We start from the raw sequence: 22,701 nt of genomic DNA on the forward strand, positions 1-22,701 counted from the left end.
CAGCATGGCCTGAAGAAGTTTCGCATGATCATTACGCGTCTTACCAGGGGCGCCTCGCCCGTTTTGAGCGTGGTCCCGACTTTTTAGAGGGCGCCGCCCTTCCGCCCCGCCATCGCGCCCAGCCGCAGCCGCAGCGCGTTCAGCTTGATGAAGCCCTGGGCGTCGAACTGGTCGTAGGCGCCCTGGTCGTCCTCGAAGGTGACGTGCTTCATCGAATAGAGGCTGTGCGGCGACTGCCGGCCGGTGACGATGGTATTGCCCTTGTAGAGCTTCAGCCGGACGGTGCCGGTGACGCTCGCCTGGCTCTCGTCGATCAGCGCCTGCAGCATGCGGCGTTCCGGGCTGAACCAGAAGCCGTTGTAGATGATCTCCGCATAGCGCGGCATCAGGCTGTCCTTGAGGTGGCAGGCCTCGCGGTCGAGCGTGATGGATTCCATGGCGCGATGCGCCGTGTGCAGGATGGTGCCGCCCGGCGTCTCGTAGCAGCCGCGGGACTTCATGCCGACGAAGCGGTTCTCCACCAGATCCAGCCGGCCGATGCCGTTCTCCTTGCCCAGCGCATTCAGCTTGGTCAGCAGGGTCGCGGGCGACATGCGCTCGCCATTGATTCCCACCGCGTCGCCGCGCTCGAACTCGATGGTGATCTCGGTGACCTTGTCCGGGGCGTCCATCGGGCTGACGGTGCGCTGCCAGACCATCTCATCCGGCGCGTCCCAGGGCTCCTCCAGGATTTTCCCTTCGGAGGAGGAATGCAGCAGGTTGGCGTCCACGGAGAAGGGGCTCTCGCCGCGCTTGTCCTTGGCGATCGGGATCTGGTGCTGCTCGGCGAAGGCGATCAGCGCGGTGCGGCTGGTCAGGTCCCATTCGCGCCAGGGGGCGATGATCTTGATGTCCGGCTTCAGCGCGTAGTAGCCGATCTCGAAGCGGACCTGGTCATTGCCCTTGCCGGTCGCGCCATGCGCCACGGCATCCGCCCCCACCTGCTCCGCGATCTCGATCTGGCGCTGGGAGATCAGCGGCCGGGCGATCGAGGTGCCGAGCAGGTAGCAGCCCTCATACAGCGCATTGGCGCGGAACATCGGGAAGACGAAGTCGCGGACAAAAGTCTCGCGCAGGTCGTCGATGAAGATGTTCTCGGGCTTGATGCCCAGAAGCAGCGCCTTGTCGCGCGCCGGGCCCAGCTCCTCCCCCTGGCCGAGATCGGCGGTGAAGGTCACCACCTCCGCCTGGTAGGTGGCCTGCAGCCACTTCAGGATCACGCTGGTGTCGAGCCCGCCGGAATAGGCGAGCACGACCTTCTTCACGTCCTTGACGCGCATGGAAAGTCCTCTGGGTGGCCGGGTGCGGGGGGTTTTGTCCGCCCGTGGCAAAGGGGCCGGAAGATGCCGGTCCTGCCACGCGGGAGCAAGAGCGAGCGGCATGAATCTCGCTGGACAGGCGCAACGACGTCTGGTTCCATCGGATCACGAGATGTTGAAGACAGCGCTCCTCATCGTGCTCTGCCTCCTCGCCCCGGTCCTCCAGCCCGGGGCCGTGTCTCACGCCCAGACCCCCGCCCTGCTGGATGCCGCGCGCGTGCCGCATGTGGGGGAAGGCGGGCGGGCGGATTACCGCCGATTCCTGCTGCAGCCCACGCCGCGGGCCTATGCGCTGTCTGAAAACGGCGCCTGGGGCTGGGCGGCCGCGATCGAGGACGATCCGGCGGCCACCGAGCGCCGCGCGTTGCGCAATTGTGCCGCCTATGGGGGCATCGACTGCCGCCTCTATGCGCAGGACCTGGCCGTGGTCTGGCCGGAGGCGCCGGCCCCCACCCCCACGCCGCCCCGCACCCCGCTGGCAGGCGGGGAGGGCTGGGCCCTGGTGCCGGATGGGCGCTTCCTCTGGCAGGGGCCGCAGGCCGCCCGCGGCGCCTATCTCTGGGCGCATGGCCGCGCCGCCGGGGGCGCCGACAGTCGCGGCAGCCAGCCGCAGCCGCATGCCCGCGCCTTCAACAATGCCGGCTATGACGTGCTGCGCCTGGACCGGGACCCGGAGACGGATGAGACGGAGCTCGGCGCCGCCCGCATGCGCCTGGCGCTGGCCGAGTTGCGGGCGCGCGGCTATGCGCGCGTGATCGCCGCCGGACAGTCCCGCGGCGCCTGGGATGCGCTGGCGGCGCTCGATGCGCCGGGCCGCGCCGATGCGGTCATCGCCATCGCCCCCGCCGCGCATGGCCCGACCGGCAGCGTGGCCCATGCCTGGGCGCTGGAGGACCTGTTGCAGGTGGTCACCACGGCCAGGGCGCCGACCACGCGCGTGGCGGTGGCGACCTTCGCGGGGGATGAATATGCGCCCGACCCGGCGGGCCGCGCCGCCGCCTTCGCCCGGCTCGCGCCGCGCACCGCCGCCCTGCTGCTGCTGGACCGGCCGCGCGGGCTGGAAGGGCATGGCGCCGGCGGCGATTGGCGCTTCACCCTGCGCTACGCCGCCTGCCTTCTGGATTTCGCGGAGGGGCGCCGTTCCGGCTGCTGATCCGCTTGGCAGCGGCTGGCCAACTGCCCTAACCATGGCCGCGAAACGTCCAGGATCCGCAGTCATGAAAAGCCTCTCCCGCCGCACCCTGCTGGGCGCCAACGCTGGCCTCGCCCTCGCTGCCCCCGCCATCGCCCAGGCCCGCCCCGTCGTCCTGGTGGTGCCCTATGCCCCGGGCGGCGGCACCGACCTGACCGCCCGTGAATTCGCCCATTCGCTCAGCGAGGCGCTGGGCGGGCAGACGGTGGTGGTGGAGAATCGCGGCGGCGCGGCGGGGCATATCGGCTCGGTCAGCGTGGCCCGCGCCCGGCCGGATGGGCTGACCCTGCTGTTCGCCGTCTCCACCAACCTGGTGGTGAACCCGCATATGCAGCGCGGCGACGGCGTGGACCTCATCACCGGCCTGGCGCCGGTGGCGCAGGTGACCTCCTACCAGTACGTGCTGGTGATCGACCCGCGCCTGCCGATCAATACCTTGCCGGAGCTGATCGCCTATGCCCGCAGCAAGCCGAAGGGGGAGCTGACCTATTCCTCGGGCGGCGTCGGCAATGCCAACCACCTGGCCGGCGTGCTGTTCAGCGACGCGATCGGCGTGGAGATGGAGCATATCCCCTATCGCGGCACCGGCCCCGCGCTGCTGGACGTGGTGGGCGGGCGCATCACCATGAACTTCTCCTCCCCGCCGCCGGCCATCCAGCTGGCGCGGGAGGGGCGGCTGCGCGCCATCGCCGTGACCGGCGACAACCGCATCGCCACCCTGCCGGATGTGCCGACCCTGGCGCAGGCGGGCCTGCCCGGCGTTTCCATCACCGGCTGGCACGGCATCTTCGCCCCCGCAGGCATCCCGGCCGATCAGCTGGACCGGCTGGAGACGGCGGCGCGCCAGGCCGCAGCCAATCCGCGCTTCGCCAACCGCCTGGAGCAGGACGGGCTGGAAGCTTCCCCGGTGCGCCCGCGCGCCGAATGGTTCGAGGCGGTGAAGGCGGAACACGCCTTCTGGGGGCGCAAGATCCGCGAGCTGAACATCAAGCTCGACTGAACCAGAGGCGGTTGTTCAGGCGGCCGCGCGCCGCCTGAACAACCCCATCACCCGCGGCACGAAGCCGGGGATCGCCCAGGCCACCGCCAGCAGAGTCAGCGCACACAGCGCCATGCTGATCGGCCGCGTGAAGAAGGGCGAGACATCGCCGCCGGTCAGCACCAGGCCGCGCAGCAGGTTCTTGTCCAGCAGATCGCCCAGCACGATGCCCAGCACCAGCGGCGCCATGGGGAAGCGCAACTCGCGCAGGATGAAGCCGACGAGGCCCGCGCCCAGCATCACCCAGATGTCGAAGAGGCGCGAGGTGATGGCGAAGGCACCGACGGTGCAGAGCACGAAGACCACCGGCATCAGCCGCGCGCGGGGAATCAGCAGCACCCACAGCAGCGGCTTCACCAGCACCAGCCCGTAGAACAGCTTCACCATGTCGGCGATCACCAGCATCGCCACGATCTGGTAGATGAACTCCGGCGCGGTGATCGCCAGCATCGGCCCGGGATTGAGGCCGTGGATCATCATCGCCGCCATCAGCACCGCGGCGGGGGCGGAGCCCGGCACCGCCAGCGTCAGCACCGGGATGATGGCGCCGGGCACGCAGGCGCTCTCCCCCGTCTCCGCCGCCATCAGCCCCTCGACGCTGCCCTTGCCGAACAGCTCCTTTTCCGCGGAGGCCCGCTTGGCCGCCGCATAGCTGGTCCAGGCGGCGATATCCTCGCCCAGGCCCGGCATGGCGCCGATGAAGGTGCCGATGGCGCCGGAGCGGAAGATGGTGCGCCAGTATTGCGTCACGTCGCGGATGCGCGGGATGACACTGTCGATCTTGCTGGAAACCGCGCGCACCGCCGGGCCGCGCATGGCGTTCAGCACCTCCGCCACGCCGAAGACGCCGACCAGCACGGGCAGCAGGCCGAGCCCGCCGGCCAGGTCCGGATTGCCGAAGGCGAAGCGGGCATAGGCGTGGTTCGTCTCCTGCCCCACCGTCGCCACCAGCAGGCCGAGGAAGCCCGCGATATAGCCCTTCAGCGCATCGCCGCCCGAGAGGCTGCCGGCGATGACGATGCCGAAGAGCGCCACCCAGAACATCTCGTAGCTGCCGAATTGCAGCGCGAATTCGCCGAAGCTCGGCGCGAACATCGCCAGGATCAGCGTGCCGAAGAGCGTGCCGCACCAGGACCCTAGGGTGGAGATGCCCATGGCCCGTCCGGCCAGGCCCTGCTTGGCCAGCGGAAAACCATCGAGCGTCGAGGCGGCGGAGGCCGGCGTGCCGGGGATGTTCAGCAGGATGGCGGAACGGCTGCCGCCATAGATCGCGCCGACATAGACGCAGACCAGCACCAGCATCGCCACATTGGGGCCCATGGTGAAGGTCAGCGTGGTCAGCAGCGCGACACCCATGGTGGCCGTCAGCCCCGGCAGCGCGCCGACGACGATGCCGATCAGCACCGCCCAGAAGGCGTGGAAGACGGCGCCGCCCTGCAGCACATGGGCGAAGCCGTCGCCCAGCATGGTGAGGGGATTGTTCACGGCAGGCGCACCAGGAAGATCCGTTCGAAGACCAGCGTCACGATGCCCCCGGTGGCAAGCCCGAGCACCGCCGCCTCGGCCAGCCTTCGCATCCTGCGCTCAGGGCCCAGGGACCATTCGAAGGCGGCGGTGAAGCCGAAGACAAACAGCGCGGTGGCCAGCCAGAAGGGCAGCGTGCCGACCATGACGCCGGCATAGAGCACGCCGAGCCCGGCCGCCGTGCCGAGCTGGCGCGCATCCTCCCCGCTCCAGGTCCCGGCGCGCGCCGCATCGGCCTTCAGCGCGCCCTGGCGGATCGCACGCAGCCCCAGCAGCACGGCCAGCACGGCGACGACGGTGCCGTGGAAGCCGGGCACGATGCCCGGCGCCGTCAGCCCCGTGCCGGATTGCTCGACGAAGGTCGGCATGCGCCAGGCCAGCGCCATCACGCCGAGGCCGAGCGCCAGCAGCACCGCCGCGACATAGAGATCGACGCGCGGCGGAAGCGGCGCCTGGTCGCTGCCGGTGCTCAAAGCCTTGCGATGCCCAGCGTATCCGGGCTGACGCGCGCCTTGCCGCCATCGAAGTAGAGCCAGGCGGTCTGCCGCACCATCTTCCAGGCCTCGTCATGCGCCTGCTGGCCCGCCAGCGGCGCGAAGACCGCGGCGCGTTCGTTCGCGTAGGTCTTCAGCCGCTGGCTATTGGCGATCTTATCGGCCCAGACCTGGTTCATCGTCGCGATGACGTTCTCCGGCACGCCCTTCGGCGTCCAGATGCCGAAGTAGTTCAGCGGCGCAGGGATATTCGGCAGCCAGCGGCGGATCGAGGGAATCTCGCCCGCACCCTGCAGCGTCACCGCCTGTTCCGACTGCACCGCGAGCGGGATCAGCCGGCGCGCGCGGATCATCTCCGCCGCTTCCACCAGCAGCACCGCGCCCATCTGCGTCTCGCCGCCCACCGTCGCGATCATCGCGGGATTGCCGCCGTCATAGGTGGCGTGGCGATACTGCACCTGGGTGGCGGCGCGGATCGCCTCCATCATGTTGTGCCCGGCGGAGGAAACGCCGGCGGTGGCGACGGAGGTGCTGGCGCCGCGTGCGCGAAAAGCCTCCATCGCCGCGCCGAAGTCACGGATATTGGCGGAGGGATTCGCCACCAGCACATTCACATTGGCGACGGCGAAGAACAGGTTCCAGTCCTTCAGCTCCGTATCGAGCAGGCCGAGCACCTTGTAGCAGCCGACATCGACGGCGGCGCCCGCCGCCCAGGTCATGCCGTCCTTCGCCGCTTCCAGCGCATTGCGCGTGCCGATGGAGCCGGAGGCGCCGGGCTGGTTCACCACGACGAAGCGTTGGCCGAGTGCGGCTTCCAGCTCCGCCGCCACGATGCGTGCCATCTGGTCGGTGGAGCCACCGGCCGCCCAGGGCACGATGACGGTGACGGGCCGGTCCGGCCGCCAGGATCCCTGCGCCTGGCCGAGCCTCGGGGCGGCGAGGCCCGCGCCCGTCGCCGCCAGCAGCGTCCTGCGATTGATCGACATGCTCATTCCTGCCTCCCTGCCTTGGCGGGTAACCCACCGGTTACCTGAATGGTGCGACCCCTCCGAGCCTGCCGTCAACCGAACTCCGGCCCTGCCAGCACAAAGTTTTTTCCGGATTGCGCCGCCGGCATCGCGCCGATCGCCATGCGCGTGAACGGCCGCTGCAGAACGCCGCCCTGCGCGGCCAGGGCGGTGGTGAGCGCGGCGGCGTGATCCGGCACATCCAGCACCGCGGGCCGGCCCAGCGCGTCCCGCGCCGCGGAGACCAGCGCCAGCGCGGTGGCTGCATCCCGCGCCACCACGGGGCCGATCTGCGGCGTCAGCCGGCCATTGCGCGCCAGCACGAAGCCGCCGGGCGCGACCAGCGCCACCTGCGGCAGGCGATTTCGGAAGTCGCGCAGCAGGGCCGCGCGGTCGGCGCCGAAGGCGGCGGCATCCAGCGCCAGCACCTCGGGCCAATCGGTGTCCAGCAGGGGTCGCACGGCGATCCCGGCGGAGCGCGCCAGGGCCTCCGGCAGCAGCCAGCGGGCGAGCCCGAAGACGTCCGCAAAGCCGAGCGGGCCGTAGACCTCCCGCCCCGCCGGCGTCGCATCCAGCACCAGGGTGCGGCCCTGCCGCGCCTGCATCGCCCAGCGCAGCAGCGCGCTGGCCAGGCCGCGCCGCCGCTGGTCCGGCCGCACCAGCACCATGGAGATCCAGGCGAGCCCCGTGCCATAGGGCAGCAGCGCGGCGCTGGCGGCCAGCGCATCCCCCGCGCCATCCTCCAGCACGCGCAGATCGCCGTGGCGCAGGAAGAACTCCCAATCCGCCTCGACCTGGTTCCAGCCGATGGCGGCCGAAAGCGCGGCGGCGCGCGGCAGATCCTCGGCGATCGCGGCCCGGACATCGAACATGGCGGCAGGCTCGCGCGCGCCCCGCGCAGGGTCAAGCTGCGCGTCCCGCGCGGGGTCAAGCGCTTGACCAGGGGCGCGCGGCTTGCGGAGATGGCGCATGACCCGCCTGCTGCTCCTCGGCTGCGGCGCCTTCGGGCGCGTCCATCTGGCCGCCCTGTCCCGGCTGGGGCGGGAGGCCCTGGTGCTGGAGCCCGATGCGGCGATGCGCGCGGCGGCGCCAGCCGGCACACGCTTCGTGGCGGATCTCGACGCGGCGCTGCGGGATTGCGAGGCGGTGCTGATCGCGACGCCACCCGCCACCCATGTCGCGCTGGCGCAGGCCGTGCTGCGCGGGGGCCGCGACCTGTTCCTCGAAAAGCCGGCGACGGAGACCGCGGCGGAATCCGCGATGCTGCACGAATTGGCGGAGGCGCGCGGATGCATCGTGCAGCTAGGCCTGTTCTTCCGCTTCCATCCCAAGGCGCAGGCGATCCATCGCCTTGCGCAGGACGGCGGCTTCGGGCGCATCCATCACCTCTCGGCCCGCATGTCCGGGCTGAAGCGCGCGCGCGGCGATTCCGGCGCGCTGCTGAACGATGCGGTGCATTTCGCCGACCTGCTGCCCTGGATCGCCGGCGAGGCACCAAGCCATGTCTTCGCCACGCTGTCCGACCCGCTGCGTCGGGGAAGGGAGGATCTGGCGCTGATCCAGCTGCGCTTCCCCTCCGGCGCCACCGCGCTGATCGAGGCCGGCTGCGTGCTGCCGGGCGAGCATGCGGATGCCGTGGTGCCCGGGGCCGAGACGCGCAAGCTGCTGGCGGTGGCGGGCAGCGCCGCGCTGGCGGAGGTCGACTTCATGGCGGAGACGCTGCGCCTGCGTCGCGGCGCGCATCATCCCGCCGGCGGTGGTGCCTGGCTGCCGGACCATGCGCCGGCCGAGGATCTCGGCGCCGTGGCGCTGGATCCGGTGGGCGTGGTGGCCGCGCAGCTCGCTGCCTTCCTGCAGGCGGTGGCGACGCGCGTGAAGCGGGGGCCGGATCTTTACGAGGGCGGCGTGCTGCCGCTGCGCATACTGGACGCCGCGCGGCGTTCCGCGCATGAGATGCGCGTCCAGGAGTTTTCAGACTGATGCGCATCTCGCTCTGCAACGAAGTGGTCGCCGGCCTGCCTTTCCACGAACAGGCGCGGCTCGCCGCGGCGCTGGGCTATGATGGGCTGGAGGTCGCGCCCTTCACGCTGGATGCGGAGGCGCCACACCTGCTGCCGGCGGCACGGCGCGCGGAGCTGCGGCGCATGGCGCAGGAGGAAGGCGCGCCGATCACGTCACTGCATTGGTTGCTGCTGGCGCCTGCGGGCCTCTCGGTCACCAGCGCCGATGCCGCGCTGCGGGCGCGGACGCTGGAGGTGATGCAGCGGCTGGTCGGCCTCGCCGCAGATCTCGGCGCGACGCTGCTGGTGCATGGCTCACCGAAGCAGCGCGTGGTGGCCGCCGATGGCGATGCGCAGCGGGCGGAGGAGGCGATGGTGCTGGCCGGCGGCTGGGCCGCGCAGCACGGCATGACCTATTGCCTGGAGCCGCTGGATGCCGGCCAGACCAATTGGGCCAGCAGCCTGGCGGAGGCGGTGGAGATCGTCACGCGCCTCGCCACGCCGGGGCTGAAGACCATGCTGGATGTCAGCGCCGCCGGCAATGGCGAGCAGGCCAGCGCGGCCGCGCTGCTGCGCCGCTACCTGCCCGGCGGCCAGATCGCGCATGTGCATCTGAACGACCGCAACCGCCGCGGCCCCGGCCAGGGGCGCGACCTGTTCCGCCCCGTCTTCGATGCCCTGCAGGATTGCGCCTATTCCGGCTTCTGCGCGGTGGAGCCTTTCGACTATCATCCCGACGGCGCAACCAGCGCCGCGCGCGCGATCGGCTACCTGCGGGGAATCCTGGAGACATGAGCATCCGCTTCACGCTGCTGGAGACGCAGCGTTTCGAATGGCCCTTTGCTCTGCGCATGCCCTTCCGCTTCGGCGTGATCACCGTGACGCAGGGCCGGCAGGCGGTTGTGCGCGCGCGCATCCGGCTGGAGGATGGCACGGAAGGCTGGGGCGTGGCGGCGGAGACGCTGGCGGCGAAGTGGTTCGACAAGGACCCGACGCTCTCCGATGCGCAGAACGAACAGCAACTGCGCCGCGCGCTGGAACTGGCGGAACAGGCAAGCCTCGCCGCCGGCGCCGACACGGCCTTCGGGCATTTCGCGAATAGCTACGCCGCGGTGACGGCGGCCGCGGGGGCGGAGGGGCTGAACCCGCTGGTCGCCAGCTACGGCCGCGCGCTGCTGGACCGCGCCATGCTGGATGCGCTGCTGAAGGCGCGCGGCATCTCCTTCTGGACCGGCATGCGCGCGAATATCGGCGGCACGGCGCCGCATGCCGTGGTGCCCGATCTCGCGGGTTTCGATTTTGCCGGGATGCTCTCGGCGCAACAGCCACTGCAGAGCCTGCATGCGCGGCACACCGTGGGTCTGGTGGATCCGATCACCGCCGGCGACCAGGACAGCCGGGTGAATGACGGGCTGCCGGAGACTCTGGAGGAAGTGGCGCAAGGCTACGGCCATCGCTACTGGAAGCTGAAGGTCGGCGGCAACATCGGTGCGGATGTGGAGCGCCTGTCGCGCATCGCCGCGGTGCTGGACCGCGCGCCGCAGGACTACCACGCCAGCCTCGATGGCAATGAGCAGTACGAGAATGCCGAGGGCGCGCTGGCGCTGTGGCGCGCCATGCAGGCGGAGAAGCGGCTGGCGCGGCTTTGCCGATCCATCCTCTACATCGAGCAGCCGGTGAAGCGCGCCCGCGCGCTGGAGACCGGCATGGCGACGCTGGCCGCGGAGCGCCCCGTCATCATCGACGAAAGCGACGGGCCGCTGGATGCCTTCGTCACCGGTCGCAAGCTCGGCTACGCTGGCGTGTCGTCGAAAGCATGCAAGGGCGTCTGGCGATCCGTCATCAACCTGGCACGCTGCCGCGCCTGGAATGCGGAAGAAGGGCGCGAGCGCTATTTCATGTCGGCGGAGGACCTGACCACGCTGGCCGGCGTCTGCGTGCAGCAGGACCTGGCGCTGGTCGCGCTGCTCGGCCTGCCGCATGTGGAGCGCAACGGCCACCACTTCATCGACGGCTTCGTGGGACGCCCGAAGGCGGAGGCCCATGCCTTCCTGGAGGCGCATCCGGGCCTCTATGCCGATACCTCCCGCGGCCCCAGGCTGGCGATGCGGGGCGGGCTGCTCGATCTGCGCAGCCTGGAGACACCCGGCCTCGGCGCGACGCTGGAGCCCGATTTCACCGCGATGGCGCCGATGCCCAAGGCCGCCTGGCCGAACTGAACTGGAGAGACGCATGCGCCAAGACATCCTCGACGCGATCCGCGCCTATGACGGCGAGCTGCGCGAGATCCGCCAGGACATCCACCGCCATCCGGAAACACGCTTCGAGGAACATCGCACGGCCGCGCTGGTGGCCGCGAAACTGCGCGAATGGGGCATCGCGGTGACGGAAGGCGTCGGTGGCACCGGCGTGGTCGGCACGCTGCAGGGCAGCCGCGCGGGCCAGCGCGCCATCGGCCTGCGCGCGGACATGGATGCGCTGTTCATCCAGGAGGAGAACGATTTCGCGCATGCCTCCACCGTGCCCGGCAAGATGCATGCCTGCGGGCATGACGGGCATACCACCATGCTGCTGGGCGCCGCGCGCTACCTGGCGAGCAAGCCGGATTTTGCCGGCACGGTGAACTTCATCTTCCAGCCGGCGGAGGAGGCCGGCACCGGTGCGCCGGCGATGATCAAGGACGGGTTGTTCGAGCGCTTTCCCGTCGATGCCGTCTATGGCCTGCACAACTCGCCGGGCCTGCCGGTGGGCCAGTTCGCGACCCGGCCCGGGCCGATGCTGGCCGGTGCCGATTTCTGGGGTGTGGAATTCCACGGCACCGGCGGGCATGGCGGCGCAGCGCCACATCTGGCGACGGATGCGACGGTGGCGCTCGGCCAGTTCCTGCTGGCCGTGCACACCATCCTGCCGCGCAACCTGAAGCCCACCGCCAGCGCCGCGCTTTCCGTCGGGCATGTTGCGGGCGGCAGCTTCGATTCGCCCAATGTCATGCCGGCCAAGGTCGTGGTGCGCGGCACGGCGCGCTACTTCGAGACCTCGGACCAGGCGATCATCCGCAGTCGGTTGCAGGCGCTGGCCGAATCGCTGGCCGCCGCGCAGGGCTGCACCGCCAGCTTCAGCTATGTGCCGCTCTGCCCGCCCACGGTGAATGCCACGGAGAAGCTGCCGGTCGCCATCGCCGCCGCGGCCGCGCTGGTGGGCCGGGACAAGGTGGGCGAGGTCGGACTCAGCACCGGCGGCGAGGATTTCGCCTTCATGCTGCAGGAAAAGCCTGGCGTCTTCATGCGCATCGGCAATGGCATGAATGCCGATGGCAGTTTTCATAACGTCCACACGCCGCGCTACGACTTCAACGACGACGCCCTGGTGCTCGGCGCCGCCTATTGGGCGAGCCTGGTGGCGGAGGAGCTGGACTGGGCGAAGGGCTGAGCTACCTCGCCGCCTGCCATTCCTTCACGGCATCCAGCGGCCAGAGCAGCATCAGGACGTTGAGGGTGAGGTTGTCGCGGATCACCAGCGCGACGCCCACCTCCATCGCCAGCAGCAGCGCGACGCTGGCCCAGACCGGCAGCCGCGCGGCGAGTGCGAAGCCCAGCCACATGGCGACGATGTCGAAGCCGGAATTCAGGACGCTGTCGCCAAAATAGTCCAGCGCGATGGTCGCCTCGCGGTAGCGCTGGATCACCGCATCGGTGTTCTCGACGATCTCCCACCCCGACTCCACCACCGTCGCGATGGCGGCGCGCGGCAGCAGGCCCAGGCGCCCTGCCACCAGGTGCAGGATGGCGTAGAAGATCAGCCCATGGGCGATATGGCTGGGCGTGTACCAGTCCGTGATGTGCTGCGAATTCTCGGCGCTGATCACCTCGCCATGCCACAGCTTGATGCTGCCGCATTTGCAGATCGGCTCCCGCCCCATGGCCAGCAGGATGAGCACGGTGGCGGCGAGCAGGCCGAGCAGGATGGCGATCCAGGCCCAGCGGGGCAGCGAAGGCATGTCGTGAGGCCTTGGAAGGTGCGGCCGCAGCGTGGCGATGCTGCGGCCGCCGTCAAGGCGTTGGTCAGTTCACGGTGATGCGCGCTTCCCGGATCACGCGGCCCCATTTCGCCGTCTCGTCCCGCATCGTGGCGGCCAGTTCGGCGGGGGTGGAGGTCACGGCATCGGCACCGGCGGCGGCCAGACGCTGCTGCACGCCGGGCTCCGCCAGCACTTCGCGCAGCACGGCGGACAGGCGCTCCGTCGTCGCGGCGGGCAGGCCGGCGGGGGCCATCACCGCGCCCCAGGAGGTGGCCTGCGCATCGGCCAGCCCGGATTCCGCGAAGGTCGGCAGGTCCGGCAGCAGGGAGGAGCGGCGGGGGCCGGTGACCGCCAGCGCCCGCACGCGGCCACCCTGCACCTGCGGCAGGGCGGAGGGCAGCTGGTCCAACATCACCTGCACATTGCCGGCCACCGTGTCGTTCAGCGCCGGCGCGCTGCCGCGATAGGGCACATGCTGCATCTCCACCCGCGCCACCAGCTTGAACAGCTCCGGCACCAGATGGGTGGAGGAGCCATTGCCGCCGGAGCCGTAGGACAGCGCATTCGGCCGCGCCCGCAGCAGCGCCAGGAATTCCTGCAAATTCTGCGCGGGGACGGAGGGATGCACGATCAGCACATGGTCGGTGGAAAAGGCCATGCCGATCGGCGTCAGGTCGGTGGCCGGGTTGAAGCCCATATTGGTGTAGAGATGCGGGTTGATGGTCAGCGTGCCAGTGGTGCCCATCAGGATGGTCAGCCCATCCGCCGGGCTGCGCACCACATTCTCCACGCCGACATTGCCGCCGGCGCCGGTGCGGTTCTCCACGGTGACGGGCTGGCCCAGCTTCTCCTGCATCCGGTCGGCGATGACACGCGCCACCACATCGGTGGCGCCGCCCGGCGGGAAGGGCACGACGAAGCGCAGCGGCCGCGTCGGTGTCCAGCCCTGGGCCAGGGCCGGTGTGGCGAGGGCCGTGCCGAGCAGCGCGCGGCGCGAGATGCGGAGGCCGGTCATTCTTGTCTCTCCCGTTTCTTGTTGGTCTCAGACAGCGGAGGCGTGGCGTTCCTTCAGCAGGGCCAGCACCTGGTCGGGGTCCTGCTGCCACCAGTGCTTCGAGAGGATCTCGACCTCGGCAAAGGTGTCGTAGCCCTGCGCTTCCACCAGGCGGCGGATGGCGGGGATGTCGATGCAGCCTTCGCCGGGGATGCCGCGGTCGAAGACCGTGTCGAGCGTCGGCACCTTCCAGTCGCAGACATGGAAGGCGGCGATGCGCGAACCGGCGCGCGCGATCTGCGCCTGCAGCTGCGGGTCCCACCACACATGGTAGACATCCAGCGCCACGCCCATGCCTTCGCCGAAGGCGTCGCAGAGATCCAGCGCCTGGCCGAGCGTCGACAGCACGGAGCGATCCGCGCAGGTCATCGGATGCAGCGGCTCCAGCGCGATGGTCACGCCCGCCGCGCGGGCCGCGGGCATGATGGCGGCCAGCCCGTCCCGCACCATTTCGCGCGCACCGGGCAGATCCTTGGAACCCGGCGGCAGGCCACCACAGACCATCACCAGGCAGGCCGCGCCGATCGCGTGCGCTTCCTCAATGGCGCGCAGATTGTCCTCGATGGCGGCGGCGCGGCCGGCGGCATCGGCGGCGGGGAACATGCCGCCGCGGCACAGGCCGCTGACCGCCAGGCCGGCATCGCGGATCTGCCGCGCGGCCGCCTGCACGCCCATGGCCTGCAGCACGTCACGCCACGGCGAGATCGCGGGGATGCCGTGCCGGGCGCAGCCCTCGATGCAGTCGGCGAGTCCCCACTTCTCCTTCACCGTGACGGTGTTGAGCGACATCCGCATCAGGCGGCCCCGTGCAGCGCGAGCAGCGTCTTCATCCGCGCCACCGCCATGTCCGGATCCCGCAGCAGGCCCGCCTTGTCGGCCAGGCGGAACAGCTCCGAGAAATGGCGGATGCTACGGGTGGATTGCTGGCCACCGATCATGACGAAGTGGTCCTGGTGGCCGTTCAGCCAGGCCATGAAGACCACGCCCGTCTTGTAGAAGCGCGTCGGCGCCTTGAAGATGTGGCGGCTCAGCGGCACCGTCGGCGCCAGGATGTCGTGGAAGGTCGAGAGGTCGTTCTTGGCGAGCGAGGCCAGCGCGCCGCCCACCGCCGGCGCGATCGGGTCGAAGATGCCGAGCAGCGCGTCGGAATAGCCCTGGTCGTCGCCAGCGATCAGCTCGGCATAGTTGAAGTCGTCGCCGGTATACATGCGCACGCCGCGCGGCAGGCGGCGGCGCATGGAGATCTCCTTCTGGTCGTCGAGAAGGGAAACCTTCACGCCATCGACCTTGTCGGCATGGGCGTGGATGACCTTCAGCGCGGTCTCCATCGCGGCCATGTGGTCGTGATTGCCCCAATAGCCTTCCAGCGCCGGGTCGAACATTTCGCCCAGCCAGTGGATGACGACGGGCTGCTTCACCTGGGACAGGATGCGGTCATAGACCCGCTCGTAATCCGCCGGCGATTTCGCGGCCTTGGCGAGCGCGCGCGAGGCCATCAGGATGATGCGGCCGCCCATCGCCTCGACGGCCTCGCATTGCTCCTCATAGGCGCGGATCACATCGTCCACGGTCACGTCTGGGCCGGGCGCCAAGTGGTCCGTGCCGGCGCCGCTAGCCATCACCGCGCCGGGATGGTCCTGCATGGCATCCAGCGAGCGCCGGATCAGCTCCTGCGCCGCCGTCCAGTCCAGCCCCATGCCGCGCTGCGCCGTGTCCATCGCCTCCGCCACGCCGAGGCCCAGCGACCACAGGTGTTTCCGGAACGCGATGGTGCGGTCCCAGTCGATCTTCGCATCGAGCCAAGGGTCCTGCTCGGCCAGCGTGTCCGCGACCACATGCGCGGCGGCCAGCGCCACGCGCGGAAAGGGCGGCGTCGCCTTCGGGAAATCGCGTGGGCCCTTCAGGGAATACTCGCCCTCGGGCAGCCTGATGGTGGCCATGCTCACACCTCCAGCTTCGGCAGGTCGATCCAGCGGCGCTCCGCCCAGCTCTGCAGGCCCGCCTCCGCCAGCTGCACGCCCTTGGCGCCCGCCAGCAGGTCCCAGGGATAGGTCGCGACCTCGCCCGCCAGGTATTTGAAGAACAGCTCCCACTGCACGCGAAAACCGTTCGGCATCGGCTCGGTATCGGGGATTTCCTGCCAGCCGTCGTAGAAGTTGATCGGCTGCGGCGTATCGGGGCTCCAGACCGGCTTCGGCGTATTCACGCGCGACTGCGTCCAGCACTTCTGCAAGCCGGCCACCGCGCTGCCATGCGTGCCGTCCACCTGGAAGGTCACCAGGTCGTCGCGTCGCACGCGCGTCGCCCAGCTCGAATTGATATGCGCGATGACGCCGCCTTCCAGCTGGAAGGTCGCATAGGCCGCATCGTCGGTATCCGCCGTATAGGCCTTCCCGGCTTCGTCGATGCGCGTCTTGATATGTGTGGCACCCAGGCAGGAGACGCTCTCGACATTGCCGAAGAGGTTGTCCAGCACGTAGCGCCAGTGGCAGAGCATATCGAGGATCATGCCACCGCCCTCGGCCTTCTTGTAGTTCCAGGACGGGCGCTGCGCCGGCTGCAGGTCGCCCTCGAAGACCCAGTAGCCGAACTCGCCCTTCACGCTGTGGATCTGGCCGAAGAAGCCGCTGTCGATCGCCATCTTCAGTTTTCGGAGGCCCGGCAGGAACAGCTTGTCCTGCACCACGCCGGCCTTGATGCCCTTCTGCTTGGCGAGCCGTGCGACGGCCATGGCATCGGCCAGGTTGTCGGCGGTCGGCTTCTCGCAATAGATATCCTTGCCGGCCTCGATCGCCTTGGTCAGCAGGCCGGCGCGCATCTGCGTCGTCGCCGCATCGAAGAACAGCGTGTCGTTCGGGTCGGCCAGGCAGGCGTCGAGGTCGGTGGAGACGCGGGTGACGCCATGCGCGCGGGCCAGCGCCTCCAGCTTCTCCCGGTTGCGGCCGACCAGGATCGGGTCGGGCATCACGCGATCCCCGTTCTTCAGCATCACGCCGCCATCCTTGCGGATTGCCGCGATGGAGCGGATCAGGTGCTGGTTCATGCCCATGCGTCCGGTGACGCCGTTCATGATGAGGCCGATGCGGCGTTCCGCCATTGCTTGCAGTTCCTTCAGGAAAGCCAGGTGTTGAGATTCGCGCGGACGAAGGCATCGTCCGTCAGATGCGGATAGCGTTGCGCCACCGCGGTCAGCAGGTCCGACTGGCCGGGCGAGAGACTCTCGTTCGGATCCAGGCACCAGATGCCTTCCAGCAGGCCCTGGCGGCGCAGGATTTCGTGGCAGCCGGCGATCACCCCGTGGAAGCCATGCGCCACGTCGAAGACGGCGGCGTTCATCTCCGTCACCTGCGCATCCAGCGCCAGCAGTTCGGGCGTGGCATCGGCGCCGCAGCAGCGGGCATGCAGATCCACCGCCGCCCTGGTCCATACGCTCCAATGCCCCAGCAGCCCGCCCAGGATGCGCAGCGGTTTCTGCGCTCCCGCGATCGCGAAAGGCGTCAGCAAATCGGCGACGATGTGGTCGTCATTGCCGGTGTAGAGCGCGACGCGATCCTGCGCCCCCGCCTCCAGCACACCTCGTAGAACGTCCAGCGTGGCATAGCGGTCGAAGGGCGCCATCTTGATGGCGACCACATTCTCGATCGCGGCGAAGCGGCGCCAGAAGGACAATGGCAGCTTCACGCCGCCCACCGCCGGCTGCAGGTAGAAGCCGAAGACCGGCATCTCGGCCGCCACCGCCGCGCAATGGGCGATGATCTCGTCCTCCGAAGCGCCCTTCCATGCGGCCAGGCTCAGCAGCACGGCGTGGTAGCCCAGGCCGCGGGCGATCCGCGCCTCCCGCACCGCCTGCTCCGTGCGGCCGATGGCGCCGGCGACCAGGATGGGCGCGTCGTCGCGCTCGCTCGCCGCTTCGGCGGCCAGCGACAGCACGCGGTCGAAAAGCCCCACCTGGCGGATGGCGAATTGCGTGGTGTGCACCCCCACCGCCAGCCCGCCGGCGCCCGCCGCCAGGTAGTAGCGGGACAGGGCGCGCTGGCGCAGCGGGTCCAACGCGCGGCGTGCATTCAGCGCCAGGGGATGCGCCGGAATGGCACAGCCGGCGCGCAGCCGCGCCAGGACATCCTTCGGCCAATCCTGCCAGCGCAGACCCACTTGTCTTCCCCCCAGGCACCAGTAACCAGGTGGTTACCTTGTCGCGGGTGGGCGGTCAGGTCAAGGCCGCAGATAGCCCAGTACGAAGTCGGAAATATGCGCCTCCCGCGCCGCGATCGCCGCTTCCGTGTCCAGCGGCGTGCCGAAGATGGTGGACAGGGTGTGGCGGTTCGCGACGTAGAAATGGCCCAGCGCGAGGATGGAGATATAGAGCTGCATGGCATCCACCCCGTCACGGAAGATGCCGGCCGCGGCGCCGCGCGCCAGCACCGTGGTCAGCGCCTCCAGCATCGGGGAATAGAGCGCCGGCACATGTTCCGAGCGGCGCAGATAGGCGGCGCGGTGCAGGTTCTCCTGGTTCAGCAGGGCCACGAATTCCGGGTGGCGGCTGGTGTAGCGCAGGTTGAAGGCCACCAGGCGCACCATCGCTTCCAGCGGCGGCAGGCTGTCCACCGAAAGTTCCCGCTCCTCCTCCCGCTTCGCGGCATAGGCGCGTTCCAGCACCGTCAGCCACAGCTCCTCCTTGCTACCGAAATAGGCGTAGAGCATGCGCTTGTTGGCGCCGGCGCGGGCCGCGATCTCGTCCACGCGGCTGCCGGCCATGCCCTTCTCGGCGAATTCCACCAGCGCCGCGTCCAGGATGCGCTGGCGCGTGGCGCGGGCACGGGCGGAGAGCTGGTCCTCCGCGCGGATCGTGGCGTTAGAAGCGGCCATCCCGCACCTCGAACTTGGTAGCCTTGCCGAGGGCGCGGCCGCCGCTGGCGACCCAGTCCGCCACCCAATCCACCAGCCTCAGCAGCGGCACGCGCGGATAGCCGAAGCGGGCGAAGGCGCGGGCCGCGTTGGAGAGCAGCGCATTCGGCGCTTCCGTCCCGGAAAACGCCGGCGTGCGATCCATGCGGCGGCCAAGCTCCTCCGCCAGCCAGCGCACCGAAACGGTCTCCGGCCCCGTCACGTTCAGGATGGGGCAGGTGGAATCCGCCGCGGCCAGCGCCCGCAGCGTCCAGGCATTGGCATCGCCCTGCCAGATGACATTGGCATGCCCCATGGCCAGCGGCACCGGCGTGCCGGCCAGGACCTTCGTCGCGATGTCATGCAGCACGCCGTAGCGCAGGTCGATCGCATAGTTCAGGCGGATGCCGAAGCAGGCCGTGCCGCGCGTGGCGGCGGCATGCTGGAAGGCGCGTTCGCGGCCCAGGCAGCTGGCGGCATAGTCGCCGATCGGGGATGGCGTCGCCGCCTCATCCGGCATGGGCCCGTTCACCGGCCACATCGGCAACACATTGCCGGTGGAGAAGAAGACGATGCGCGAGGCCGCCCAGCGCGCGGCGACGCGGGTCGGCAGCTGCACGTTCATCGCCCAGGTCAGCGCCTCATTCCCCGTGCTGCCAAATTTCATCGCGGCCATGAAAACGACGTTTTGCGAATCCGGCAGCGCCGCCAGGGCCGCGTCGTCCATCAGGTCGGCGGCGAGGCATTCGATGCCCCAGCCTTCCATCCGCGCCCGCAGCCCGGCCTCGGACCAGCGCGCCACCGCGATCACGCGCCGCGCCGGGTCCGCCCGCTTGGCCAGGCGGCAGAGCGTCGGCCCCATCTTGCCGGCGGCGCCGAGCACCAGGATATCGCCCGGCACAAGCGCCAGGTCGGCGATCAGCGCGGGGTCGGGGCGCGACATCACCTCCTCCAGCGCCGCCTCATCGGCGATGCGTCCTGGCAGATCGGTCATGGTTCCCCTCCCGGCGATATCGCGCCAGCATGACGAGGACGATGGCCGGCGCCAAGACCGCCGGCCGGGAGGAGGAGAATGCGATGACCTGGCAGGAAAGCCTGCGCTACCCGGACCCCGCCATCCGGACCCTGGACCCCGCCTTCAACAAGCTGCGCCTGCCGCTGAGCTCCGTGGAGCGGCTCTGGACCGGCAGCCGCTGGGGCGAGGGGCCGGTCTGGCTCGGTGACCAGCGCTGCCTGCTGTGGTCGGACATCCCGAACAACCGCGTGCTGCGCTGGGACGAGGAGACGGGGCAGGTCACCCATTTCCGCAAGCCGTCCAACAACGCCAACGGCCATACGCGCGACCGCCAGGGCCGCATCATCGCCTGCGAGCATGGCGGGCGGCGCGTCGTGCGCCACGAATACGACGGCGCCATCACCGTCATCGCGGACAGTTTTGCGGGCAAGCGGCTGAACAGCCCGAACGATGTGGTGGTGAAATCGGACGGCAGCATCTGGTTCACCGATCCGCCCTTCGGCATCGGCGGCTTCTATGAAGGCGAGAAGCACACGCCCGAATTGCCCCACACAAATGTCTACCGCGTGGACGGCGCGACGGGAGACATCACCCTCGTGGCGGATGACGTGGACCACCCGAACGGCCTGGCCTTCAGCCCGGACGAGAAGATCCTCTACATCATCGAGAGCCGGTCGGAGCCGCGTAATATCCTGGCCTTCGATTGCGATGGCCGGAAACTCAGCCGCCGCCGCGTCTTCGTCCAATGCGCGCCGGGCGAGACGCCGGACGGGTTCCGCGTGGATGTGGAGGGAAACCTCTGGTGCGGCTGGGGCATGGGCGGGCCGGGGATGGACGGCGTCAAGGTTTTTGACGCCGCCGGCACGCCGATCGGCTTCATCGACCTGCCGGAACGCTGTGCCAATGTCTGTTTCGGCGGACGCCACCGGAACCGGCTGTTCATGGCGGCGGCCCATTCGCTCTACAGCCTCTATGTGAATACCCAGGGCGCGCCGGGCGGCTGAGCGCCCTCGCGGCTTCGTGTGCCGGGTGGCCGCATTGCTGCCCGGCTTGCACGGATAGCCTCGTCGCCAAGTCGATGAGGAACCCAGCCCGATGACCGCACGCCGCGCCTTCACCGCCCTGCTGCTCGCCACAACGGCGCTGACCGCCCAGGCGGCGGAGCTGCCGGTGCGGGGCGTGACGCTGTCCTCCGCCGGGCTGGCGCAGATCGAGCGCGGCGGAATGGTGGCGGCCGATGACCCCGCCATCACCTTCCGCGCGCCGCTGGCCGATGTGGATGATATCCTACGCTCCCTGGTCGTGGCGGACCCCGCCGGGCGGGTGGAGGGCCTGCGCCTGCCCGCCCAGGACCTGGCGGCGGAGGCCTTTCGCGGCCTGCCCGCCAGGCCCGAGGATTTCGCCAGCCGCGCCACCCTGCTGAACGCGCTGCGCGGCCAGCGCGTCGCAGTCGGAGAGACGGAGGGCCGCATCGCCGAGGCCTCGGAAGGCAAGGACGGACTGCGCCTGACCCTGCTCTCCGCCACCGGCCTGCGCAGTATCGAGTTGCGGGAGGCGCAGGAGGTGCGGCTGCTGGATGCGGCCCTCGCCGCCCGCCTGGCCCGCGCGGCGGAGGCCCTGGCCGAGACCCGCAGCGCCGATACCCGCCAGCTTGCCGTGGCGCTCCGCCCCGGCGCGCCGGCGGGGCGGGAGGTGGCGCTGACCTATGTGGCGGGCGCTCCGCTGTGGAAACCCTCCTGGCGCCTCTCGGTGCCGGAATTCGGCGCGGCTGGGGAGGCGCGGCTGATGGGCTGGGCGGTGGTGGAGAACCACACCGGCTCCGACTGGGACGGCATCCGCCTGTCGCTCGTCTCCGGCGAGGCCGCCGCCTTCCGCCAGGCGCTCTATTCCCCCGTGCTGCTGCCACGGCCCGAATTGCCGATCCTCGGCAGCGGCCCGGTGGAGGTGCAGGCCGATACCGGCGGCCGCCCGGTGCCACCGCCGCCCCCGGCGGCGGCCCCCATCGCCCCACCCGGCGCCCTCGCCCGGATGGCCGCGCCCGCCGCGGTGGCGGAAGCCGCGCCGGCCGCGGCCCAGGCCACCGCGGCCGCCTCGCTCGGCCGCGTCGCCTTCACCCTGGCCGACCCGGTGACCATCCAGGCCGGCCAGACAGCCAATGTGCCCTTCCTGTATGCGCGGCTGCCGGCGGAGCGGGTGTGGTGGGTCCAGGGGCTCGGCGGGCGGCATCCGCTGCAGGCGGTGCGGCTGCGCAATACCACGCCACACGCCCTGCCCGGCGGCCTCGCCACCGTCTTCGGCAGCGGGGGCGCCGAGGCCGGCGGCTTCCTGGGGGATGCCGAGCTGCGCGGGCTGCCGGCGGGAGAGGCGCGCCTCCTCGCCTTCGCGCGCGACCAGGGCGTGCAATACAGCGTGGCGCAGCGCGGCAGCAGCGTCCCCATCGCCGTCGCCCTGCGGCGCGGCGCGGTGCAGGTGACGCAGCAGCTGGTGCATACGGTGACCCTGGCCGTCGACCCAGGCGGCGCCCGCGGCACGCTGGTGCTGGACCTGCCGGCGCGCCGCGGCGAGACCCCGCGCTTCACCCCGGTGGCGGAGGGTGATTTCGGCCAGCGCGTGGAGGCGCGGCTGGAGGGTGCGCCCACCAACCTCGAATGGGCCTGGCAGCGGGAGACGACGCAGCAGATCCCGCTCTGGGACGCCGCGCTGGCGGAGCCGCTGCCGCCCGCCTGGCGCGACCTCTCGCTGGATCGCGATATGGCCCGCCTGCCCGGCGGCACGGACCGGCTGGAGGCGCTGCGCACGCTGCTGGAGCGCCTGCCGCCCACCGCCCCCGGCCGCGCCGCCCTCGCCACCCTGGTCGAGGATTTCGGCGCCGCACGCCGCGCGCTCGATACCTTCCGCACCGCCGCCCGCGCCCATGCGGCGGATGAGGCCGCGCTGTCCCGCGCCCGCCGCGCCTTCGAGGATCGGACGGGGCCGGAGCGGGAGGCCGCGCGCAGCGCGCTGAACGCCGCCAGCCTGGCCGCCGGGCGCAGCGGGGCGGAGGCGGATCGCGCCTGGACCGCCTGGCGCGGCCTGGCGGAGCGCGTGGTGACGCGGGGTGGAGGCTGAGCCCATCC

The 22,701-nt window shown here is 70.5% G+C and carries 21 protein-coding genes; 8 read left to right on the forward strand and 13 right to left on the reverse strand.

The features are described 5' to 3' along the window. Positions 1–83: 83 nt before the first annotated feature. Complete coding sequence (locus ACTIF1_RS16235) at positions 84–1,319, reverse strand: argininosuccinate synthase (protein WP_439597487.1); 1,236 nt, start codon at positions 1,317–1,319, stop codon at positions 84–86. A gap of 214 nt (positions 1,320–1,533) precedes the next feature. Here ACTIF1_RS16235 and ACTIF1_RS16240 point away from each other — a divergent pair, with 214 nt between their 5' ends. After that, positions 1,534–2,511, forward strand: coding sequence for a hypothetical protein (locus tag ACTIF1_RS16240; RefSeq protein ID WP_439597488.1), 978 nt, complete (start codon positions 1,534–1,536; stop codon positions 2,509–2,511). Between the two features lie 64 nt (positions 2,512–2,575). Continuing rightward, the gene (locus ACTIF1_RS16245) at positions 2,576–3,550 is read left to right on the forward strand and encodes a Bug family tripartite tricarboxylate transporter substrate binding protein (RefSeq protein ID WP_439597489.1); all 975 of its coding nucleotides are present in this window, start codon (positions 2,576–2,578) and stop codon (positions 3,548–3,550) included. 15 nt (positions 3,551–3,565) lie between these two features. On the opposite strand, the gene ACTIF1_RS16250 is transcribed toward ACTIF1_RS16245, so the two are convergent. From ACTIF1_RS16250 to ACTIF1_RS16265, 4 genes are all read right to left on the reverse strand, one after another. Beyond that, the gene (locus tag ACTIF1_RS16250; RefSeq protein ID WP_439597490.1) at positions 3,566–5,074 is read right to left on the reverse strand and encodes a tripartite tricarboxylate transporter permease; all 1,509 of its coding nucleotides are present in this window, start codon (positions 5,072–5,074) and stop codon (positions 3,566–3,568) included. Continuing rightward, entirely contained in the window at positions 5,071–5,586 is a 516-nt protein-coding gene (locus ACTIF1_RS16255; protein WP_439597491.1) for a tripartite tricarboxylate transporter TctB family protein, read from the reverse strand. The genes ACTIF1_RS16250 and ACTIF1_RS16255 overlap by 4 nt, the downstream gene beginning before the upstream one ends. Next, complete coding sequence (locus tag ACTIF1_RS16260) at positions 5,583–6,599, reverse strand: Bug family tripartite tricarboxylate transporter substrate binding protein (RefSeq protein WP_439597492.1); 1,017 nt, start codon at positions 6,597–6,599, stop codon at positions 5,583–5,585. Before ACTIF1_RS16260 ends, ACTIF1_RS16255 begins: the two co-directional genes overlap by 4 nt. Positions 6,600–6,667: 68 nt before the next feature. After that, complete coding sequence (locus ACTIF1_RS16265) at positions 6,668–7,486, reverse strand: GNAT family N-acetyltransferase (protein WP_439597493.1); 819 nt, start codon at positions 7,484–7,486, stop codon at positions 6,668–6,670. A gap of 97 nt (positions 7,487–7,583) precedes the next feature. Between ACTIF1_RS16265 and ACTIF1_RS16270 the strand changes: the two genes are divergently transcribed. Genes ACTIF1_RS16270 through ACTIF1_RS16285 form a run of 4 tightly spaced genes read left to right on the forward strand, consistent with a single transcriptional unit; the run spans position 7,584 to position 12,043 of the window. Next, positions 7,584–8,594 carry a Gfo/Idh/MocA family protein gene (locus ACTIF1_RS16270; protein ID WP_439597494.1) on the forward strand — a complete coding sequence of 337 codons (1,011 nt, stop codon included), beginning with the start codon at positions 7,584–7,586 and terminating at the stop codon, positions 8,592–8,594. Continuing rightward, positions 8,594–9,409 (forward strand): sugar phosphate isomerase/epimerase family protein, encoded by an 816-nt coding sequence (locus ACTIF1_RS16275; protein ID WP_439597495.1) that lies wholly within the window; start codon positions 8,594–8,596, stop codon positions 9,407–9,409. The genes ACTIF1_RS16270 and ACTIF1_RS16275 overlap by 1 nt, the downstream gene beginning before the upstream one ends. Continuing rightward, the gene (locus ACTIF1_RS16280; protein WP_439597496.1) at positions 9,406–10,833 is read left to right on the forward strand and encodes a mandelate racemase; all 1,428 of its coding nucleotides are present in this window, start codon (positions 9,406–9,408) and stop codon (positions 10,831–10,833) included. The genes ACTIF1_RS16275 and ACTIF1_RS16280 overlap by 4 nt, the downstream gene beginning before the upstream one ends. A 13-nt stretch (positions 10,834–10,846) precedes the next feature. Then, the gene (locus ACTIF1_RS16285; protein WP_439597497.1) at positions 10,847–12,043 is read left to right on the forward strand and encodes an amidohydrolase; all 1,197 of its coding nucleotides are present in this window, start codon (positions 10,847–10,849) and stop codon (positions 12,041–12,043) included. Position 12,044: 1 nt separating this feature from the next. On the opposite strand, the gene ACTIF1_RS16290 is transcribed toward ACTIF1_RS16285, so the two are convergent. From ACTIF1_RS16290 to ACTIF1_RS16325, 8 genes are all read right to left on the reverse strand, one after another. Continuing rightward, on the reverse strand, positions 12,045–12,611 hold the full coding sequence (locus ACTIF1_RS16290; protein ID WP_439597498.1) for a DUF2585 domain-containing protein: 567 nt from the start codon (positions 12,609–12,611) through the stop codon (positions 12,045–12,047). Between the two features lie 64 nt (positions 12,612–12,675). After that, a complete protein-coding gene (locus ACTIF1_RS16295; RefSeq protein ID WP_439597499.1) occupies positions 12,676–13,647 on the reverse strand; it encodes a Bug family tripartite tricarboxylate transporter substrate binding protein in 972 nt (323 codons plus the stop codon). A gap of 27 nt (positions 13,648–13,674) precedes the next feature. After that, positions 13,675–14,475 carry a sugar phosphate isomerase/epimerase family protein gene (locus ACTIF1_RS16300; RefSeq protein ID WP_439597500.1) on the reverse strand — a complete coding sequence of 267 codons (801 nt, stop codon included), beginning with the start codon at positions 14,473–14,475 and terminating at the stop codon, positions 13,675–13,677. 5 nt (positions 14,476–14,480) lie between these two features. Beyond that, the gene (locus tag ACTIF1_RS16305) at positions 14,481–15,626 is read right to left on the reverse strand and encodes a dihydrodipicolinate synthase family protein (protein ID WP_439597501.1); all 1,146 of its coding nucleotides are present in this window, start codon (positions 15,624–15,626) and stop codon (positions 14,481–14,483) included. 2 nt (positions 15,627–15,628) lie between these two features. Further along, entirely contained in the window at positions 15,629–16,783 is a 1,155-nt protein-coding gene (locus ACTIF1_RS16310; RefSeq protein ID WP_439597502.1) for a Gfo/Idh/MocA family protein, read from the reverse strand. A 14-nt stretch (positions 16,784–16,797) separates the two neighbouring features. Then, positions 16,798–17,838 (reverse strand): dihydrodipicolinate synthase family protein, encoded by a 1,041-nt coding sequence (locus tag ACTIF1_RS16315; protein WP_439597503.1) that lies wholly within the window; start codon positions 17,836–17,838, stop codon positions 16,798–16,800. A 60-nt stretch (positions 17,839–17,898) separates the two neighbouring features. Beyond that, positions 17,899–18,552: a TetR family transcriptional regulator gene (locus tag ACTIF1_RS16320; RefSeq protein ID WP_439597504.1), complete on the reverse strand. Its 654-nt coding sequence runs from the start codon at positions 18,550–18,552 to the stop codon at positions 17,899–17,901. Further along, positions 18,539–19,564 carry an NAD-dependent epimerase/dehydratase family protein gene (locus tag ACTIF1_RS16325; protein ID WP_439597505.1) on the reverse strand — a complete coding sequence of 342 codons (1,026 nt, stop codon included), beginning with the start codon at positions 19,562–19,564 and terminating at the stop codon, positions 18,539–18,541. Before ACTIF1_RS16325 ends, ACTIF1_RS16320 begins: the two co-directional genes overlap by 14 nt. A 29-nt stretch (positions 19,565–19,593) precedes the next feature. Here ACTIF1_RS16325 and ACTIF1_RS16330 point away from each other — a divergent pair, with 29 nt between their 5' ends. Beyond that, on the forward strand, positions 19,594–20,589 hold the full coding sequence (locus ACTIF1_RS16330; protein ID WP_439597506.1) for an SMP-30/gluconolactonase/LRE family protein: 996 nt from the start codon (positions 19,594–19,596) through the stop codon (positions 20,587–20,589). Between the two features lie 91 nt (positions 20,590–20,680). After that, the gene (locus ACTIF1_RS16335) at positions 20,681–22,693 is read left to right on the forward strand and encodes a DUF4139 domain-containing protein (RefSeq protein WP_439597507.1); all 2,013 of its coding nucleotides are present in this window, start codon (positions 20,681–20,683) and stop codon (positions 22,691–22,693) included. Positions 22,694–22,701: the final 8 nt, after the last annotated feature.

Origin of the sequence: Falsiroseomonas sp. (assembly GCF_051860665.1) — a bacterium.
Classification (GTDB): domain Bacteria; phylum Pseudomonadota; class Alphaproteobacteria; order Acetobacterales; family Acetobacteraceae; genus Falsiroseomonas.

What these genes read in the sequence shown, in the direction of transcription:
- ACTIF1_RS16235 (WP_439597487.1), bottom strand. Translation starts at nt 1,319, where the DNA reads ATGCGCGTCAAGGACGTGAAGAAGGTCGTGCTCGCCTATTCCGGCGGG.
- ACTIF1_RS16270 (WP_439597494.1), top strand. Translation starts at nt 7,584, where the DNA reads ATGACCCGCCTGCTGCTCCTCGGCTGCGGCGCCTTCGGGCGCGTCCAT.
- ACTIF1_RS16310 (WP_439597502.1), bottom strand. Translation starts at nt 16,783, where the DNA reads ATGGCGGAACGCCGCATCGGCCTCATCATGAACGGCGTCACCGGACGC.
- ACTIF1_RS16285 (WP_439597497.1), top strand. Translation starts at nt 10,847, where the DNA reads ATGCGCCAAGACATCCTCGACGCGATCCGCGCCTATGACGGCGAGCTG.
- ACTIF1_RS16260 (WP_439597492.1), bottom strand. Translation starts at nt 6,599, where the DNA reads ATGAGCATGTCGATCAATCGCAGGACGCTGCTGGCGGCGACGGGCGCG.
- ACTIF1_RS16265 (WP_439597493.1), bottom strand. Translation starts at nt 7,486, where the DNA reads ATGTTCGATGTCCGGGCCGCGATCGCCGAGGATCTGCCGCGCGCCGCC.
- ACTIF1_RS16320 (WP_439597504.1), bottom strand. Translation starts at nt 18,552, where the DNA reads ATGGCCGCTTCTAACGCCACGATCCGCGCGGAGGACCAGCTCTCCGCC.
- ACTIF1_RS16305 (WP_439597501.1), bottom strand. Translation starts at nt 15,626, where the DNA reads ATGGCCACCATCAGGCTGCCCGAGGGCGAGTATTCCCTGAAGGGCCCA.
- ACTIF1_RS16330 (WP_439597506.1), top strand. Translation starts at nt 19,594, where the DNA reads ATGACGAGGACGATGGCCGGCGCCAAGACCGCCGGCCGGGAGGAGGAG.
- ACTIF1_RS16280 (WP_439597496.1), top strand. Translation starts at nt 9,406, where the DNA reads ATGAGCATCCGCTTCACGCTGCTGGAGACGCAGCGTTTCGAATGGCCC.
- ACTIF1_RS16300 (WP_439597500.1), bottom strand. Translation starts at nt 14,475, where the DNA reads ATGTCGCTCAACACCGTCACGGTGAAGGAGAAGTGGGGACTCGCCGAC.
- ACTIF1_RS16295 (WP_439597499.1), bottom strand. Translation starts at nt 13,647, where the DNA reads ATGACCGGCCTCCGCATCTCGCGCCGCGCGCTGCTCGGCACGGCCCTC.
- ACTIF1_RS16245 (WP_439597489.1), top strand. Translation starts at nt 2,576, where the DNA reads ATGAAAAGCCTCTCCCGCCGCACCCTGCTGGGCGCCAACGCTGGCCTC.
- ACTIF1_RS16325 (WP_439597505.1), bottom strand. Translation starts at nt 19,564, where the DNA reads ATGACCGATCTGCCAGGACGCATCGCCGATGAGGCGGCGCTGGAGGAG.
- ACTIF1_RS16290 (WP_439597498.1), bottom strand. Translation starts at nt 12,611, where the DNA reads ATGCCTTCGCTGCCCCGCTGGGCCTGGATCGCCATCCTGCTCGGCCTG.
- ACTIF1_RS16275 (WP_439597495.1), top strand. Translation starts at nt 8,594, where the DNA reads ATGCGCATCTCGCTCTGCAACGAAGTGGTCGCCGGCCTGCCTTTCCAC.
- ACTIF1_RS16335 (WP_439597507.1), top strand. Translation starts at nt 20,681, where the DNA reads ATGACCGCACGCCGCGCCTTCACCGCCCTGCTGCTCGCCACAACGGCG.